The 17,689-nt window shown below is 43.2% G+C and carries 8 protein-coding genes; 4 read left to right on the forward strand and 4 right to left on the reverse strand.

What is annotated here, in order from left to right; all coding sequences use genetic code 11:
• The 4 genes from MUCPA_RS18610 to MUCPA_RS18625 all read left to right on the forward strand — a co-directional run bounded on the left by MUCPA_RS18610 (nt 1) and on the right by MUCPA_RS18625 (nt 10,278).
• Complete coding sequence (locus MUCPA_RS18610; RefSeq protein ID WP_008508488.1) at nt 1-2,220, forward strand: CRTAC1 family protein; 2,220 nt, start codon at nt 1-3, stop codon at nt 2,218-2,220.
• Between the two features lie 85 nt (nt 2,221-2,305).
• Nucleotides 2,306-3,568: a vanadium-dependent haloperoxidase gene (locus MUCPA_RS18615; protein WP_157543941.1), complete on the forward strand. Its 1,263-nt coding sequence runs from the start codon at nt 2,306-2,308 to the stop codon at nt 3,566-3,568.
• 192 nt (nt 3,569-3,760) lie between these two features.
• Nucleotides 3,761-7,948 (forward strand): hybrid sensor histidine kinase/response regulator transcription factor, encoded by a 4,188-nt coding sequence (locus MUCPA_RS18620; protein WP_040626130.1) that lies wholly within the window; start codon nt 3,761-3,763, stop codon nt 7,946-7,948.
• A gap of 155 nt (nt 7,949-8,103) precedes the next feature.
• Entirely contained in the window at nt 8,104-10,278 is a 2,175-nt protein-coding gene (locus tag MUCPA_RS18625) for a glycoside hydrolase family 3 C-terminal domain-containing protein (RefSeq protein WP_008508493.1), read from the forward strand.
• A 115-nt stretch (nt 10,279-10,393) separates the two neighbouring features.
• Here the strand turns inward: MUCPA_RS18625 and MUCPA_RS18630 are convergent, their stop codons facing one another.
• The 4 genes from MUCPA_RS18630 to MUCPA_RS36235 form a co-directional block, all read right to left on the reverse strand.
• On the reverse strand, nt 10,394-11,233 hold the full coding sequence (locus MUCPA_RS18630; protein ID WP_008508494.1) for an endonuclease/exonuclease/phosphatase family protein: 840 nt from the start codon (nt 11,231-11,233) through the stop codon (nt 10,394-10,396).
• A gap of 20 nt (nt 11,234-11,253) precedes the next feature.
• Nucleotides 11,254-13,068 carry a RagB/SusD family nutrient uptake outer membrane protein gene (locus MUCPA_RS18635; protein ID WP_233276768.1) on the reverse strand — a complete coding sequence of 605 codons (1,815 nt, stop codon included), beginning with the start codon at nt 13,066-13,068 and terminating at the stop codon, nt 11,254-11,256.
• A 9-nt stretch (nt 13,069-13,077) separates the two neighbouring features.
• Nucleotides 13,078-16,617 carry a SusC/RagA family TonB-linked outer membrane protein gene (locus tag MUCPA_RS18640; protein WP_008508496.1) on the reverse strand — a complete coding sequence of 1,180 codons (3,540 nt, stop codon included), beginning with the start codon at nt 16,615-16,617 and terminating at the stop codon, nt 13,078-13,080.
• Nucleotides 16,618-16,731: 114 nt separating this feature from the next.
• Entirely contained in the window at nt 16,732-17,682 is a 951-nt protein-coding gene (locus MUCPA_RS36235) for a FecR family protein (protein ID WP_008508498.1), read from the reverse strand.
• Between the last annotated feature and the right edge of the window lie 7 nt (nt 17,683-17,689).

Raw genomic sequence — 17,689 nt, forward strand, 5'->3', positions numbered from 1 at the left:
ATGAGAAGGGAAATTATAGCCACTATATTATTTGTTGTTGCGTTGCTGTTTGCCGCATGCAGGCACCAAACAGATAGTAACCAGGAAATGGTTGAACTGTTACAATACCAGGACCGCTTTGAAAATAATGCGGCCAATATGTATGCCCCGGCAGCGGTGTTACAGCAACAGGATTCAATAATTGAGCATACGGCACCCGGTATCGTCCTGCTACAGGTTTATATGGACAAGGCTACAACCTTGCTGCAACTGGGGCAGGAACAAAAAGCGGTAGCTATTTTAGATAGCCTGAATCATACCTTTATACCTGACTATTTGCAACGCGAAGCACTTATAAAAGGTTTAGCAATTGCTTGCATGCGTTTAGGCGAGCGTTATAATTGCATCAACAACCACGCTGCCGAAGCCTGTATTTTTCCCATCCGGGGCAAGGGTATCCATACCGATAAAAATGGATCGGAGAGGGCGATAGCTTTGTACCAGCAGCTGTTGAAAAATAATTCTGACGATTATGAATCGCTGTGGTTGCTCAACATTGCCTACATGACCGTTGGCGGTTATCCGCAGCAGGTGCCCCCTCGGTACCTGCTAAAAATAGGCGATACCATAGTGCATACCAGCGTTAAACCGTTTACAGACGTGGCCATGAATCTGGGTTTAGCGATCAGAAAAATGGGAGGCGGCAGTATTGTTGACGATTTTAATCATGACGGTTATGATGATATCATCACGAGTAGCAGCAATTTGAAAGAACCGCTCCATTATTTTGTAAATAATAAGAATGGAACTTTTACAGACATAGCACAAAAGGCAGGCTTAAGCCAGTTTACAGGAGGCTTAAATATCATGCAGACCGACTATAACAACGATGGGCTCAAAGATATTTTTGTGTTACGCGGTGCATGGAAAGGCAAGTTTGGCAAAGAGCCAAACTCGTTATTGAGAAACAACGGCGACGGAACCTTTACAGATGTAACCAAGCAGAGCGGACTGCTATCCTTTCATCCTACACAAACAGCAACCTGGGCCGATTTTAATAACGACGGGTGGCTTGATGTGTTTATAGGGAATGAAAGTACAGCCAGCGATGTAAATGCCTGTGAATTATTTATCAATAACAAAAACGGAACATTTACCGAGTCGGCGTTAAGCGCGGGGGCGGCTGTCAAGCTGTTTGTAAAGGGAGTAACATCTGGTGATTATGATAATGACGGGCGCACAGACATCTTTATCTCTACTATGAATGGGGATAATATCCTGCTCAAAAACATCACCCAGAAAAATGGTCCGGTAAAGTTTAAAGATGTTACCCGCGAGGCGCAATTGGATACCAGGAATTACGGAACCTTTACCACCTGGTTTTGGGATTATGATAATGACGGTTTTCAAGACCTTTTGATTTGCGGCTATGGCAACAATATTCCCATCGCCCGCATTGCCGGGGCCGAAGCTTTACACCGGTACCAGGGCAGTAACGGCAAACTTATTTTGTACCGTAATTTACACAACGGTACTTTTAAAGATGTATCACAACAGGTGCAGCTTAATAACGTAAGCTTTGCGATGGGTGCAAACTTTGGCGATATTGATAATGACGGTTTTTTGGATTTTTACCTTGGTACAGGCAATCCGCTGTTTTCATCATTGATACCCAATAAGCTGTTTAAAAACGAGGCGGGCCAAAAGTTTACAGACATTACCATACCGGCCCGCGTAGGCAGCCTGCAAAAGGGCCACGGAGTGGCTTTTGCCGATTTAAACAATGACGGCAACGAAGATATATTTATCAACCAGGGGGGAGCTTATCCCGGCGATGCTTATCAAAACGCTTTATTTATCAATCCCGGCCAAAATAACGATAACCATTGGGTGAATATTTTGCTGGAAGGGACAACGTCAAATAAACTGGCCATTGGTGCCCGGCTCAAACTGACGTTTACTGATAATGGAATAAGGCGAAGCGTTTATAGGATAGTCAATTCCGGTGGCAGCTTTGGCTCTAACCCGTTGTTGCAACATATAGGGATAGGTAAAGCGCTTCAGATTGATACGCTCACTATTACCTGGCCCGTTACGGGCAAAACACAATACTTTAACAACATCAAAAAGGGTAACAATATCAAAATTAAAGAAGGGGTGGACAAATTAACTCCGTATCAATTAATCAGGCTTGATTTTGATAAACCCGCAGTGGCCATCTGTAATACAGCTAATAACTAATCAACGGTTCTTCAAAAAAACTAAACCAAATATCAAAATGCTCCGTTCACATCAATCTCTTTTGCTTTTAATGGCATGTTTAATTATGTCTTGTGATAGTCGCAAAGTTTCCATGCCGGCAGATAGCGACATCATTCACGAAAACGAGGATAAACTTACACACCTTATTATTTATGATGTATTTACACCACCGGTGGCAAGCCGTATCTATGCTTACGCGTCGTTGGCTTCATACGAAGCCATCCGTTTTCAGAATCCGCAATACAAATCAATAATTGTTGATTTAAAAGGGTTTAATGCGCCACCTGTTCCCATAAAAGGAAAAGAATATAATTTTACGCTCTCGGCCATCAAGGCATTTTTTACGGTGGTCCGGAAAGTTACTTTTTCTGTTGATTCTTTAAATTCTTATGAAGACGGTCTTTATAGCCGGTTTAAAAGCCAGCTTGATGATTCGACATACGCGCGCTCCGTTGCCTTTGGCGAAAAAATAGGCAAGGTTATTTTAAAGCGGGCCAGCACCGACAATTACCCGCAAACACGGGCTAAACCTAAGTTTTTAGGGAGTAGCGAGCCCGGTAAATGGCACCCTACGCCTCCAGATTATTTAGATGGCGTGGAATATTGCTGGGGAACAATGAAAACCCTGGTGCTTGATTCGTCCGCGCAATTTGCGCCACCACCGCCGCCACCATTTAGTAATGATAAAAAAAGCGAATATTTTCAGCAAAATTTCCGGGTGTACGATCAAAGTAAACACCTTACTGCCGAGCAAAAAAACATAGCCCGGTATTGGGATGATAATCCGTTTGTGATGCAACATTCGGGGCACATGATGTTTGCAAATAAAAAAATAACGCCCGGCGGGCATTGGATTGGCATTACAGCCATTGCCTGTAAAAAAACACATGCCGATGCTGTTAAAACAGCCCAGGCTTACGCGCTTACTGCGGTTGCTATGTTTGATGCTTTTATAAGTTGCTGGCAAGAAAAATACCGGTCATCATATATCCGCCCCGTTACCGTAATTAACGATAAAATTGATGCTACCTGGCTGCCTATGTTGCAAACACCGCCATTTCCGGAGTATCCCAGCGGTCACAGTACTATTACACGGTCGGCAGCGGTAATGTTGACACATTTGTTCGGCGAAAATTTTGCTTTTCAGGATACCAGCGACCTGCACTACATAGGCATGCAGCGGCACTTTAACTCCTTTATACAGGCAGCCAACGAGGCATCCATAAGCCGTTTCTACGGCGGTATTCACTATATCAACAGTGTAAATGCAGGTGCCGATCAGGGTAAAAAGGTAACGGAATACATGATAAAAAAATTAAAACTGTAGATTTCAACCATACTTAGATACGGCCATCAAACAATAATAATTGGTTTTCAACTTGTTATTGAAATTTATAATGTTAAATTTACATACCGTTATAAATTCAATAAACCTGGTTTTCCCCGCCATAAATTGAAAATACTTTAATTTTTTAATAATCACGTTACCGCCGTTGTATAATTTATGTTGTTTTCAACAATGAAAAAATATATCAAAACGCTTGTACCCGTACTAACTTTATTGTGTTCGGGCATCTGTAATTTGGTATTGGCGCAGGGCGATCAGTATCAGTTTTCTCGCCTTAATATTGATAATGGCCTGTCGAATAACCGGGTTACCTGCATTTACAAAGATGCAAGGGGCTTTATGTGGTTCGGTACCAAATCTGGCCTTAACAGGTATGATGGTTACAAGTTTAAAGTTTTTAAGCACAATTTAAATAATCAAACGTCCATCAACGACGATTATATCATTAGCATAACAACCGGACCTAACCAGAAGCTATGGGTGAAAACCCGCAACGGCTTTAATATTTACGATCCGTCAACCGATGGCTTTGATCATCATATTAAAGCGGCGTTGCAGCGTTACAACATCCCCGATTCGATGATTACGGCCCTCACAAAAGATCGTTTCGGGAATTTTTGGTTTTTACATGCCAACAAGGGTATATACGAATATATGCCGTCGGTAAATCAATCAATACATTTAACGCATTCATCCGCAGACACCTCGTCTGTACATGCGGGTAACGGCACGGACTTTGCCGCCGACGGAAATGGCAATATCTGGGTAGTTTACAGCGATGGCATACTGGAAAAATTAGACTATCGTACACATCGGGTAACCAGTCGCGTTTTTGGAATAAATAAAGCTTATCCCACCGAAACCATTGAGTATCATTTATCGGTCGACCAGCAAAATGATGTATGGGCTTATGCTCCGTTCCGTGGAAACGGCGTGTTTTTTGTTTGCGATAAGGTAGCTTGCAAGCACCTTGGTAAAGCTACCGGTGGTATTAAAATCAGTTCAGATATCGTATTCAACGTCATTCAGGACGATAAGGGGCTGATATGGATAGCTACCGACCATGGCGGAATAAACCTGTTAGATAAAAAAACCTTCACAGTAAAACAGGCCATTACCAACAGGCCTGATGATAACCGGAGCCTGGGCCAGGATTGTATTGTATCGCTTTTTAAAGATAACGCCAATATCATTTGGCTGGGAACTTTTAAAAAAGGCGTAAGCTACTATCATCGCGATATTATCAAGTTCCCATTGTACAGGCATCAATCGTCTACAAGTAATAGTTTAAGCTACGATGATGTTAACCGGTTTGTTGAGGATAAAAAAGGAAACATCTGGATTGGCAGCAACGGCGGCGGATTAATTTATTTTGACAGAGCTGCAGGAACTTTTACTACCTACCTGCATAATGATGCCAACCCCAATAGTTTATGTAATAACGTGATAGCAAGCCTTTACCTTGATCATGAACAAAAGCTTTGGATAGGTACCTATTTTGGTGGTTTGGATTGTTTTGACGGAAAGAACTTTACACACTATAAACATATCCAATCTGACGATAACAGTTTGTCGGACAATAGTGTTTGGGAGATTCTGGAAGACTCCAAAAAACGGCTGTGGATTGGTACTTTATCCGGCGGTTTAAACCTGTTTAACCGCGAACACCGTAATTTTTCCCATTACCTGCCAGGCAGGCCTAATTCAGTACCGCACCAGTATGTCTCGGGCCTTGTTGAGGATAATAAAGGTAATATATGGGTTGCCACTTACGGAGGCCTGGCTGTGTTGATTGACAAAACAAACAAGTTTGTATATTACAAACACAACGAGGCCGACAAGGAAAGCCTGAGTAATGATAACGTATCAAACCTGATGATAGATAGCCGTAACCTGATCTGGGTGGCTACTAACGAAGGGTTAAGCATGTTTGATCCGAAAATTGGTAAGTTTAAAAATTTTCAGCAAGCCGAAGGGCTACCAGACAATGCCGTGCTGACCATTGTTGAGGATAAGGCTCATAATTTGTGGATGAGTACCCTCAACGGGCTTTCAAACCTGATTATTACGCCTAAAAATAAAGGTGGCTATAATTTTGAGTTTAAAAATTACGACCAAACCGATGGGCTCCAGGGAAAGGAATTTAATGAAGATGCTGCTTTAAGCACCCGTAGTGGCGAATTGATTTTCGGCGGCGCCAATGGATTCAATCTGTTTAAACCCGATAATGTAAAATCAACAAGAGAAAAACCTGTATTGGTGCTTACTGATTTACAATTATTCAATAAGAGTATCAGTTCGGGCGAAAAGATTGAAGGCCATGTTATTCTTAACCATTCGATAACCGAAACCCACGAGTTGACGCTCCGCCACAACGAAAATGTATTTTCAATTGAGTTTGCCGCCGTTAATTTTTTTAATCCTGCTAAAATTAAACATGCCTATAAGTTGGCCGGGTTTGACAAGAACTGGAATATTGCCGACAACCGGGTACGAAAAGCAAGCTATACCAACCTTGACCCCGGTACTTATACATTTCAGCTCAGGGCGGCGGGCGAAGACGGCAGGTGGACCGAAAAACCGCTTACACTTAAAATAACGGTTTTACCACCAATATGGCGTACTGCATGGGCATGTTTGCTTTATATATTAATGGGTATTGGCACCCTGCTTTTAATAAGGCAACGCGGTATCAGGAAGCTGAAGGCCGATTTTGTGATACAGCAGGAGCGGCAGGAAGTACAGCAAATGCGTGAGCTTGATTTGATGAAGATTAAATTTTTTACCAACGTTAGCCACGAGTTCCGTACACCATTGTCGCTGATACTGGCGCCTGTAGATAAACTTTTGAAGCAAAGTACCGATGCGGAAATTAACAAGCACCTGCACATGATTAACCGCAACGGCAAGCGTTTGCTTAATTTGGTAAATCAGCTGCTTGATTTCAGAAAAATGGAGGTTAATGAGCTCAGGCTTCACAGTAAAAGGGCAGACATTGTTAAATTTATAGAAGATGCAGCTTATTCATTTTCTGATATCGCGGAAAGCAAAAAGGTAACACTTTGCTTTAATACACAGATAGAATCAATCATCACCAGTTTTGATGAGGATAAGTTTGAAAGGATATTATTTAATTTATTATCCAACGCCTTTAAGTTTACCAATGAGGGCGGAAAAATAGAGGTTAAACTATCGTTTGATGATTTTTTCGCGGTGGACAAAATGTTAAAAATTGAAGTGACAGACAATGGGATTGGTATTCCGGCAGACAAGCTTGACAAGATATTTGATCGCTTTTTTCAAAACGATACGCCCGGCTCTATGGTTAACCAGGGCAGCGGTATTGGCCTCGCTATAACCAAAGAGTTTGTAAACCTTCATCATGGGACCATTAGTGTTAAAAGTGTGGTAAATAAAGGAAGCACTTTTGTTGTTTTGTTACCTGTTAACCCGGCCCATGTTTTACAGGATACAGATAAAAATATTTTTATTAATCGTGATGCCGGCGCTTTGATTGACGAAACTGCCGTTACCAATAATGAACAAACCGAAAAAAAGCAGCAGAGCGATATTAAAAAGCCCTTGGTTTTACTGATAGAGGATAATGAGGATTTTAGATTTTATTTGAAAGATAATTTAAAGGAACATTACCGGGTAACAGAAGCTGTGGACGGCATAGATGGGTGGCAAAAGGTATTGGCAACACATCCATCATTAATAGTTAGCGATATCAGCATGCCCGGTATGAACGGCATTGATTTGTGCCATAAAATAAAGAACGACAGCCGTACCAAGCACATTCCGGTGATACTGCTGACAGCCATAACCGGCCAAAAAGAACAGCTGAAGGGACTGGAAACCGGTGCGAGCGATTATTTAACCAAGCCCTTTAATTTTGAGATCCTGTTATCAAAAATCAAGAATCAGCTTAGCCAGCAGTCTACTTTAAAAAAAACCTATCAAAAACAAATTGACCTGGATACTGCGGTTAGTTCTGTTGATATCAATCACGATAAGTTTATGGTTGATATTGTGAAGTTTATTGATAAAAATATTGATAACCCCGATTACTCTGTTGAAGAGTTAAGTTCGGATATGGCTATGAGCAGGGTAACGCTTTACCGGAAAACATTGCTGATGACAGAGCGTACCCCGGTTGAGTTTATTAAGTTATGCAGGCTTAAAAAGGCGGCGCAATTGCTCGCAAACAGCAATCTCAATATCGCTGAAATTGCTTATAAGGTGGGTTTCAATAACCCTAAGTATTTCGCCAAATCTTTTAAACAAGAGTTTAGCACCCTTCCAACCGACTACCGTTCCCTCCAAAAACAAAAAGACGCTCAACTGGCAGAGAAATAACATACCATTTTTAAAATAGCGTATTCGGACTGTTTTTGATCAATTGGAAACATTTTTAACACTAATCAGTAACATTTGCATCACCGTGGCCAATGCTAACTGAAACTATATTAGGAGAAATTTAAAAAGCCTCTCCTATATAACGAGTTATAAAAATGATCAAAGGAAAATCTGTTAATTACGTGATGATCTGCCTGGCCTTGCTATGCGCATCAAACCAAACAAGTGCCCAAAATAAAAACGAAGCAGCAATTGATCAGAAGATCGGCCTGATAGTAAAAAAAATGACCCTGGCCGAAAAGATAGCGATGCTGCATGGCAATGCTTTGTTTTCATCGGCTGGCGTTAAGCGCTTAAACATACCCGAATTAACCTGCGACGACGGGCCGCTCGGCGTACGCGAAGAAGTGTTGCGTTTTGATTGGAAGTCGGCCAACTGGACTACCGACTCCGCGACCTTTATGCCTAATGGATCTGCCATAGCCGCCACCTGGAATCCGGCTATGGCCAAATTATATGGCATCGTGATAGGAGAAGAAGCAAATGCCCGGAAAAAAATAGTGATGCTTGCGCCAGCCTTTAACATCTGCCGTGTGCCGCTTAATGGCCGCACCTATGAATATTACTCCGAAGACCCGCTGCTAAATGCTCAACTGGCTGTGCAGGCGGTAAAAGGTATACAAAGCCAACATGTTGCCGCCTGCGTAAAGCACTTTGCGGTAAACAGCCAGGAGGCTAACCGCAACACCGTAAATTCTGTAGTTGACGAACGGGCCTTACACGAAATCTATCTCCCGGCCTTTAAGGCTTCCATACAGCAGGGCAACGCTTATACCATCATGTCGGCTTATAATAAGGTAAACGGCAAATGGTGTTCTGAAAACGATTACCTGCTAAATAAAACATTGAAAAAGGAGTGGGGTTTTAAAGGCGCCGTTATTTCTGATTGGGGAGGCGTACACTCAACCATTGACGCGGCAAAAGCCGGCCTTGATATTGAAATGGGGAGCTCCGGACCATACAATCAATGGTACTTTGCTGCGCCTTTATTGGCTGCCGTAAAAAATAAACAGGTGGATGAGAAATTGATTGATGATAAAGTTAAGCGGATATTATGGGTGATGTATCATACTTCCATGAGCACCCAACATCCAGACGGAAAAATAGGTACGGCAGCGCATGCCCGGGCGGCGTATAATATCGCCTCGGAATCCATCGTACTTTTAAAAAATGAAGCCAATATGCTTCCGCTAAAAACAGCTAATATTAAAAGCATAGCCGTTATTGGCGACAATGCTACACGCAAATTTGCACAAGGCGGCTTTGGCGCCGGGGTAAAGGCGAAGTACGAGATTACGGCGCTTGCCGGATTAAGGAGTAAGCTGAATGCTAACATCGATATCAAATATGCGCAAGGCTACCAGGCCAATTACCTGGCCGCTAATACGCCCGAACAGAATGCCCAATCGGACAAGCCCGATACCGCGTTGATTAGCCAGGCGGTTGCCGTGGCCAAAAGTGCAGATGTCGCTATTCTTTTCATAGGCTCAAACCGCGAGTACGAAAGTGAAGGCGGCGACCGTAAAAACCTTGATTTGCCTTTTGGCGAACAGCAATTGGTTGATGCCGTTACGGCTGCAAATGCCAAGACCATTATCGTGGTGATAGGAGGGGCTCCTTACGACCTGAACAAGATCAAAAAGAACAACCAAACCATCCTATGGTCGTGGTTTAATGGATCTGAGGGTGGTAATGCGCTGGTCGATGTGCTTACCGGGAAAGTAAACCCATCAGGTAAATTGCCTTTTACTTTTCCTGCTTCGCTTAATGATTCACCTGCTTTTGCCCTGAATACTTATCCCGGCGACGACTTAACCGCTAACTACAAGGAAAGTATATTGGTTGGTTACCGCTGGTTTGATACCAGGAAAATTGAACCCTTGTACTGCTTTGGCTACGGATTATCTTATACTGATTTTAATTATGCCGGTTTAAAAACAGACAAAAAAAAGTATAACCTGAACGATAAAATTATAGTTTCTCTTGATTTAAAAAATAGCGGGCTCTTAGCCGGGAAAGAAACTGTGCAGTTATATGTCAATAAGCCAAATGCTAAAGTGATGATGCCCGAAAAACAGCTTAAGGCTTTTACCAAAGTAAACGTTGAAAGCGGAAAAATCAGTAAGGTAGCAATGGCTTTGAAAGTAAAAGATTTAGCCTATTACAACATAGAAAAAAAGGAATGGGTAGTTGAACCCGGTGAATATAAGCTAATGGTTGGGTCATCATCTCGCGATATAAGACAAACAGTGACTGTTAATGTTAATTAGCAGGTTATCCATTTTTTGTGCCAAACCAAGCAGCATGTAACTATTTTTCTCGGTATATCTAAAACAAAAAAGGGAGCCTTTAAAAAGCTCCCTTTGCATTTAATAATTAAATACTTTACAAATTTACTTCAGCCAGTACCGGGAAATGATCCGAAGGATATTTGCCATGATAGCTATCGGTTAAAATGCCCCATCTTTTCACATCTGCTTTACCTGTTGTAAAAATATGGTCGATGATACCGTTGCCGTTAAGCTCTTTCCCAAACCCATTAAAAGAAGCATTAAACGTGTATGGCTGCTTAGCCTGTGCAAAGGTGTCAACCAAATAATTGGAGGAGGCTAAGAGCTGGTACCAGCTGCTCTCGTGGTCGCCGTTCAGGTCGCCGGTAAATATCGCTTTTTCGTTTCCGGCAATTTGCTTTATCATTTTCAAAACCAGTTTGGCGCTTTCCTGGCGGGCAATTTTTCCCTGGTGATCAAAATGCGCGTTAAAAAAGTAGAATTTCTTTTTACTCACTTTATCCAGCAGGCATACCCACGAGCAGATCCGGTTGCAGCAGGTGGCATCCCAGCCTAAACCGGGCTTATCCGGAGTTTCCGACAGCCAAAAATCTCCCTTTTTTAAAAGCTTGAAACGATATTTTTTGAAGAAGATGGCCGAGTGCTCCCCGCCGTCCTTGCCATCATCCCGTCCTAAACCATACCGCTGGTATTCGGGCAAAGCATTGCTGATATCATTCAACTGATTTTTTAACCCCTCCTGGGTGCCGAAAATATCAAATTGGTGAAAGCGGATCAATGCCGTAGCAACCGGTGCACGGTTAACCCATAAATTACCGGTATCCGAAGGGTTATCGAATCTTAAATTAAAAGTGCCCACAATTAAATGCTGAGCCATGCCTTGCAGAGCCATTAAAACAAATAATGCGGTAAATAAATGCAGTTTGATTTTCATAATATATGTAATTGTAATTGTTACCAGCCAGGGTTTTGACCCAATTTGGGGTTTTGTAACCTATCGGTTTCAGGGATAGGGTAAAGGTAATATTTGTCATCCCATTTACGGGTAATGGTGGTTAGCCAGGTTAGCTCGTTTGCGCTGCTAAGCCGCTGCGGGTTTGCTGCTCCGCCGGTAAGGGTTTCGGCCACGCTTACATAGGTGACGCCAGCAACCTGGTTTGTTGGCAGGGTGGTGTAGAAACAAACATCGAGTACGCCATCTTCATTTAAATCAAGCGGAACATTCAGGGCGGGTACATAAAAACCATTCCAGATTTGATCCATCAGTTCGCCTCTTTTCCATCTTACAATATCATTAAACCTAAAACCCTCAAAGGCAAGTTCAATACCACGCTCACGCCTGATCTCGAGTAAAGACGGATCGGATATAGCCGGGAAGTAGTTGGTTTGCAGGTATTGATCTGCAATTACAGGCTTGGTGCTTGTATTGCCGGTTATGCCCGCCCTTCTGCGTAAAGCGCCTATCGTCATGTTCCAATCGGCATCGGTAAGTGTACCTAATTCGGCCTTTGCTTCTGCGTAGTTTAACAGCACTTCGGCGTAACGTATAATAGGTATCGAGTTGGTATTGCGTGTTCCGCCATCCATTGATGCATCATCCTGCGTTAACTTGATGGGCTGGTAGCCGGTATAGGTATATGAAAAAACCGGCGGGGCCGCCTGTTGGGTTCCTCCGTTTAAACGGGTGTAATTACCCATGCGGATGGTTTGTTGCAAGCGCATGTCGCGGCCTTTTACCTCTTGTGCAAAAGGCATTGTTTTGTACCCCGGCTTATCGGTAAAAGGAGTGCCATCGATATTAAGATAGGTATTGACAAAGGTGCGGATCAAGCTCACCCTATCGCCGTATGTGGCACTGGTCCAATACCAGTTCGAATCGTTATAAATACCCAGGGCTGGGTCTACTACTACGGCCAGGATTACTTCCGAAGCTACGGGTACCTGGCTGGTGAATAGTTGCCTGTATGCTTTATCCGTTCCGCCGGCTACGTTCAGGCTAAAACCACCTCCGGCTATTACTGCTTGCGCAGCATCCACAGCCTGGTTAAGCAGGCCGTTAACGGACGACTGCAGGCCATACTCGTCATGATACTTTCTGAAGGTGCCCTCAAACAAGCAAACCCGCGATTTAAAAGCGTAAGCGGTAAATTTGGTAATCAAGCTCCTGGTGTTATCTGTGGTATTGATATGAAGGGCGGCATAATCAAGATCGGCAATGATCGAGTCGACCACCAGTGTTCTTTTATCCCGGCCGTTGTATAGCGCGGGGTCATCAATCTTCATTGTTTTACCAATCCAGGGTACATCACCAAAACGTTTCAGCTTATCGAAATAAAACCAGGCCCTGAAAAAGCGCGCAAGGCCAATAAAGTGCTGGCGCTGGCTGAGCGAAATGTTAGGGTTATTACAGTTTTCAATAAAATAGTTAATGTTGCGCAAGCCGGTCCAGGTCCAGCCGCTGCTTTGCCTCGGGCCAAAAGCGCCCGGCCTTAAAAAGTCAGGAACGGATGTTCGTGCGGCAAAATCAGACATGGCATCGCCCCGTACGGCAGTTCCGGAATCGGGCAGAATGGTATAAAAGGAATTGGCATAAAGTTGCAAGCCATTTACGCTCCCAAACACTGCAGAATTGGTGGCTGTATCCTGCGGTACCTGGTCTAATTTTTTACAGCTAACCGTAATCATGCTCAAAAAAAGCATGATTACCGCTAAATTGATGTATGTTGATTTTAGAGAAAACATATTTAAGCTTTTTAAATTGTTTGTCATGGTAGTTGATTAAAATGTGGCGGTTATACCTAAGGTTACGCTCTTTAACATGGGGTAGTTGTTACCGTTACCGCTGTTACCATCCGTAAGCACCCTATCAGATCCATTGATGCTTTCAGGGTCAATATCTTTGGTGACTTTGTAAAGTGGCGACCAGGTGAGTAGGTTTTCGCCCGAAACAAACACGCGCAGATTAGCAAGCTTAATTTTTTGTATCAACTGTAGTGGTAAATTGTAACCCACCTGTACGTTTTTCATCCGCAGGTAGGCTGCGTTTTGCAGGTATTTGGTTTGCGCCTGGGTTAACTCGCCCGATCCGTTTTGTGCTACATAACCACGATACCTTGGGAAGTATGCATCAGGGTTACTCTCCGACCATATTTTACCCAATTGCGATACAGGCACCTTGTTGTATGGCCTGTTGTACTGGCCCCAAAAAACACTGGCTTCCGAACCCGGATACCAATCCTGTTTGGCTACACCCTGAAAAAAGGCCGAGAAAAAGAAATTGTTCCAGTCCGCATCCAGCCCTATGCCATAAGTATATCTTGGGGTGGAGTTACCAATTACACGCCTGTCGCCGGGTTTATTTACGGTTTGGTCGCCGTAGTCAATCACACCATCGTTATTCAGGTCTTTAAATTTAATATCACCCGGTAAAAGCTGCCCGCTTGTTGATGCCTTAATAAGAGTTTGCTTTGGCGAGTTAGCAATATCTTGGGCAGATGTAAAATAACCGGCTGTTTCAAATCCCCAAATCTCGCCTACGGTTTGTCCGGCGTAATAATCATTTAGCCTTTTATCCGGGTTGTTGTATTTGGTAATTTTAGCTGTATAATCGGCCAAGGTTAGCCTTAAACCATAGTTAAACGGCTTGCCGGTGGAGTTAAGTCTGTCGCGCCAAGCCACGCTTACTTCCCAGCCCTTGGTTTTCAAATCGGCATAGTTCCCTTTCGGAACATTGGTGCCAAAAACGGCAGGCAATGTCATCCCAGTGGTAAACATATTGGTTGTTTTGCGGATGTACGCATCGCCGGAGATGGTAAGGCGATTGGATAGCATGCCTAAATCCAAACCGATATTTTGCGTAGTGGAAGTTTCCCAGGTTAAGCCATCAGGCAACACACTTGGCTGATTGGTTTTTTGAGGTAGTATCCCATTGAGTATCCTGGTTGACTTGGAAATACTGAATTTCTCCTGAAACGCGTAAGAACCGATGCTGCCATTACCCAATGAACCGTATGATGCCCTCACTTTTAAATTGGTGATCAGGCTTTTTGATATCTTCCAGAACGGCTCGTTCGAAATTTTCCAACCTGCAGATACTGAAGGAAAGAATGCGTAACGCTGATTGGCCGGAAATTTTGATGACCCGTCGTACCGTCCGTCGGCCTCAACCAGGTACCTGTCTTTAAATGAATAATTTAAACGGTAAAATCCACCAACAATATCCCATTGATCCCAACCACCGACAGTAGTTATGGATTGACCTAAAGCAAGGTTGATGTCAGTAGCATCATCAGAAATTAATCCATTACGTACCACATCAAGCTTTTTTGATGTCGACTGCTCAAAGTTAAAACCAGCCAATGCCTTAAAGTAATGGCCATTACTTAACTTAGGCTCAAACTCGCCGTAAGTATTGGTGGCAATATACTGTGTGCTTTGGCTATAGATTTCCAGGTCGTTGTAAGCAGTACCTACATACTCAATTACGCCCGGTTTGCGGCTATAAGGTACCTGCACACGCTTGCGGTTTTGGCCGTTATCGGTATTTTGGAAAGTAAAATCGCCCTTAACACGAAATACGTTATCAAAAAACTGGGCTACAAAACCTGTGGTATTTCTAAATACCCGGTTATCAAAGTTGATACCGTTTTTGCCGTAAAAAAAATCGCCTACCGAATAAGCGGCTGAATAAGTTAACGTACCATCAGGATTAAATAAAGGCACCATATTGTGGCCTTCGTCCTGTAGGTTTCTCCACACGCTGCCGCCTTCACCCACGTTTAGCGGGTTATGGTATTTCACGTTAGAGTAATCGGCATTGTTATAGATATTCAACCATGGATACAACTGCAATGAGCCTTTAGCCCTTAAATTATAAACGTTGTAATCATCGGAGTTATACCTGAACAAGCCATCCTGTGCAAAATAGCGGCCAGTGATCAGGAAATCGGCTTTGCCGCTGTTGCCCGATACAGACAGATTATGCTCCTGAGCTTTGTTATGATCTTTGTATAGTAGCTTATACCAGTCGGTATTGCCGTAATACTCGTACTCACCGGCGCTGTTGGTTATTACTGATGGTAAGGAAGGATCGGCATCGTGTTTTCTCAACTCCTCTAAATAGGCTTGCGAAAACTTCACCGTTTTATTGATGTTTTGCGGTGTTTGTGCATAATCATTCCAGGCGCTCCATCCTTCGTTAAACATTTTTGCAAAGGTGTAGCCATCGGTAACAAATTGAGGTACCGTGGTTGGGTTTTTAATAGATTCGTTGAAAGAATAGCTAACGCTGTTTTTTTCTTTAGTGGGATTTTTGGTGGTGATGAGTACAACGCCGAAGGCACCCCTTGCACCGTAAATGGAGGCCGAAGCAGCATCTTTAAGTACCGATACCGTAGCCACATCGTTAGGATTAATGCGGCTCGGGTCGCCTTCAACACCATCAACTAAAATAAGGGCGCTGCCACCCTGGCCGATAGATGTGGTACCCCGGATGTTGTAAGATGGGGATTGAATAGGTTTACCATCCAGCGGAACAAGGTTAAGGTTGGGTAGAAGCCCCTGCAAGCCTTGGGTAAGATTAGGAAGCGACCGGTTTTCAAGTACCTTTGAAGTAATCTGATCAACAGCGCCCGTCAGGTTTTGCTTTTTTTGTGTTCCGTAACCAACAACAAGCACCTCGTTAATGGTACCCGATTGCGCCGCAAGCGTAATCGGTTTAAGCAATGTGCTCTCGCCCGATTTTACTTTAATGGCAGGTATACGCTTTGATTCGAACGAAATGAAACTTACCGTTAAGGTATAGGTACCCTCGTTGGTAGCTATGCTGAAGTCGCCATTTACATCGGTTTGTGTCCCTTGGCGTGTCTCCATCAACATAATCGTAGCCCCTATTAGCGGGTCGCCTTTTTCGTCAACAACTTTACCGGTAATTTTGCCGGGCACCGCTTTGGGCTGCGAGTCTTTTTTGTACAGGGTAACAGTGCCTGCTACCTCTTCTTTAAAGCCGATGATACTGCTGTTCAACAGTTTTTTTAATACATCAGCTAAACGCTCATTGTTAAAACTTTGATTTTTGATTTGAACATCTGCAAGGGCAATCAATTTTGGGTCGTAGGCAAAATCAATATGGCCTGCTATTTCGATTTTTTTTATGGAACTTAACAGCGTTTCGTTTGAAAGGGAAACGCTAACGCGTTTCTCAAAAACCTGTCCGGTGCTTGGGGCGGCTAACAATACACCCGCGCCGACAATCATCATGGTGTAAATCAGAAAAGTGATACGCATGGCTTTAGTTAAGCAACGTAGTTTTTTTTTCATACTTTTGGGTTCTTAGTGAATTTTTAACAGTGAAACTAAGGGCATAAGCAAATAGGGCTCAATCTATTATGCTTCGCAAACTATGGCCGGATCTGCTACAGACCGGCTTTTTTATTAATAAATGGTTATGTCATTGTTTTTCCTCCTGTAATTGTTTTTGTGGATTGAACAGATCAACTTCAAGGTTTCGTCAACAGCGTGTTGCTGGCTGATCACGATATTGTATTTATAGGTATTGGTGAGTTTGTTGTTGCTGGTTAATTTTACGCCGTAAATATTTTCGACAACCAGCGCCAGTTCCTGGAAGGAAGCATTGCTTAGTACGGTTCGGCCTTCCACCCAATTTTTACTTTTTTCGCCATTGTATGAACTTAGGCGGTAAGTATGTTCATTGATGAGATAGGTGGCTCTTTGGTTAGGCAGCAGTAGTGCCATTTTACCTTGCCTGTCTGTTACCGCCACATGGCCGGTTCTTAACGTTACCGAGGCATAGTTTAACCGTTTGTAAGCTTTAACATCAAACGATGTACCCAGCACGCGGGTGGTGATGCTATTGGTAATCACCAGGAACGGACGGGAAGGATTCCTTTTCACCTCAAAAAATGCTTCTCCCTCGTCTAAATAAACATTGCGGGTGGCTTTTTTTTCAAAACCTTCGCTTATCCTGACGCGTGACATGGCATTAAGCCACACGATAGATCCATCGGGCAGTTCCAGTTTTTTTACCTGGCCGGTGTTAGTTTTAAAAATGGTGAATGCTGTTTTTTGCTCTTGCCAATTATCCCTGCGTACAAACAGGCCAGCAACGAGCAGCACAATAGCGACGGCTGCAACGGCTGCATATCGAAGTACATTTAATTCCCTTGCTTTTGGTGGGCGGGTATCTATGCGCTCTTTTACAAAGCTGTAAATTTCGCTTTTTAACTGTTGTTCTTTTGCGGCAGGTAGTTGCTGATGAATATCATCATACGATTTATACCATGCGTCCAGAAGCTCACGCTCCTTTTCGGTAACATCATTTTTGAGGTAGCGGTCAATTAAATTTTTAAGCTCCGAAGAATCCATCCAGTTC

This window comes from Mucilaginibacter paludis DSM 18603, from assembly GCF_000166195.2.
Taxonomy (GTDB): Bacteria; Bacteroidota; Bacteroidia; order Sphingobacteriales; family Sphingobacteriaceae; genus Mucilaginibacter; species Mucilaginibacter paludis.

What these genes read in the sequence shown, in the direction of transcription:
- MUCPA_RS36235 (WP_008508498.1), bottom strand. Translation starts at nt 17,682, where the DNA reads ATGGATTCTTCGGAGCTTAAAAATTTAATTGACCGCTACCTCAAAAAT.
- MUCPA_RS18610 (WP_008508488.1), top strand. Translation starts at nt 1, where the DNA reads ATGAGAAGGGAAATTATAGCCACTATATTATTTGTTGTTGCGTTGCTG.
- MUCPA_RS18615 (WP_157543941.1), top strand. Translation starts at nt 2,306, where the DNA reads ATGTCTTGTGATAGTCGCAAAGTTTCCATGCCGGCAGATAGCGACATC.
- MUCPA_RS18625 (WP_008508493.1), top strand. Translation starts at nt 8,104, where the DNA reads ATGATCAAAGGAAAATCTGTTAATTACGTGATGATCTGCCTGGCCTTG.
- MUCPA_RS18620 (WP_040626130.1), top strand. Translation starts at nt 3,761, where the DNA reads ATGAAAAAATATATCAAAACGCTTGTACCCGTACTAACTTTATTGTGT.
- MUCPA_RS18640 (WP_008508496.1), bottom strand. Translation starts at nt 16,617, where the DNA reads ATGAAAAAAAAACTACGTTGCTTAACTAAAGCCATGCGTATCACTTTT.
- MUCPA_RS18635 (WP_233276768.1), bottom strand. Translation starts at nt 13,068, where the DNA reads ATGACAAACAATTTAAAAAGCTTAAATATGTTTTCTCTAAAATCAACA.
- MUCPA_RS18630 (WP_008508494.1), bottom strand. Translation starts at nt 11,233, where the DNA reads ATGAAAATCAAACTGCATTTATTTACCGCATTATTTGTTTTAATGGCT.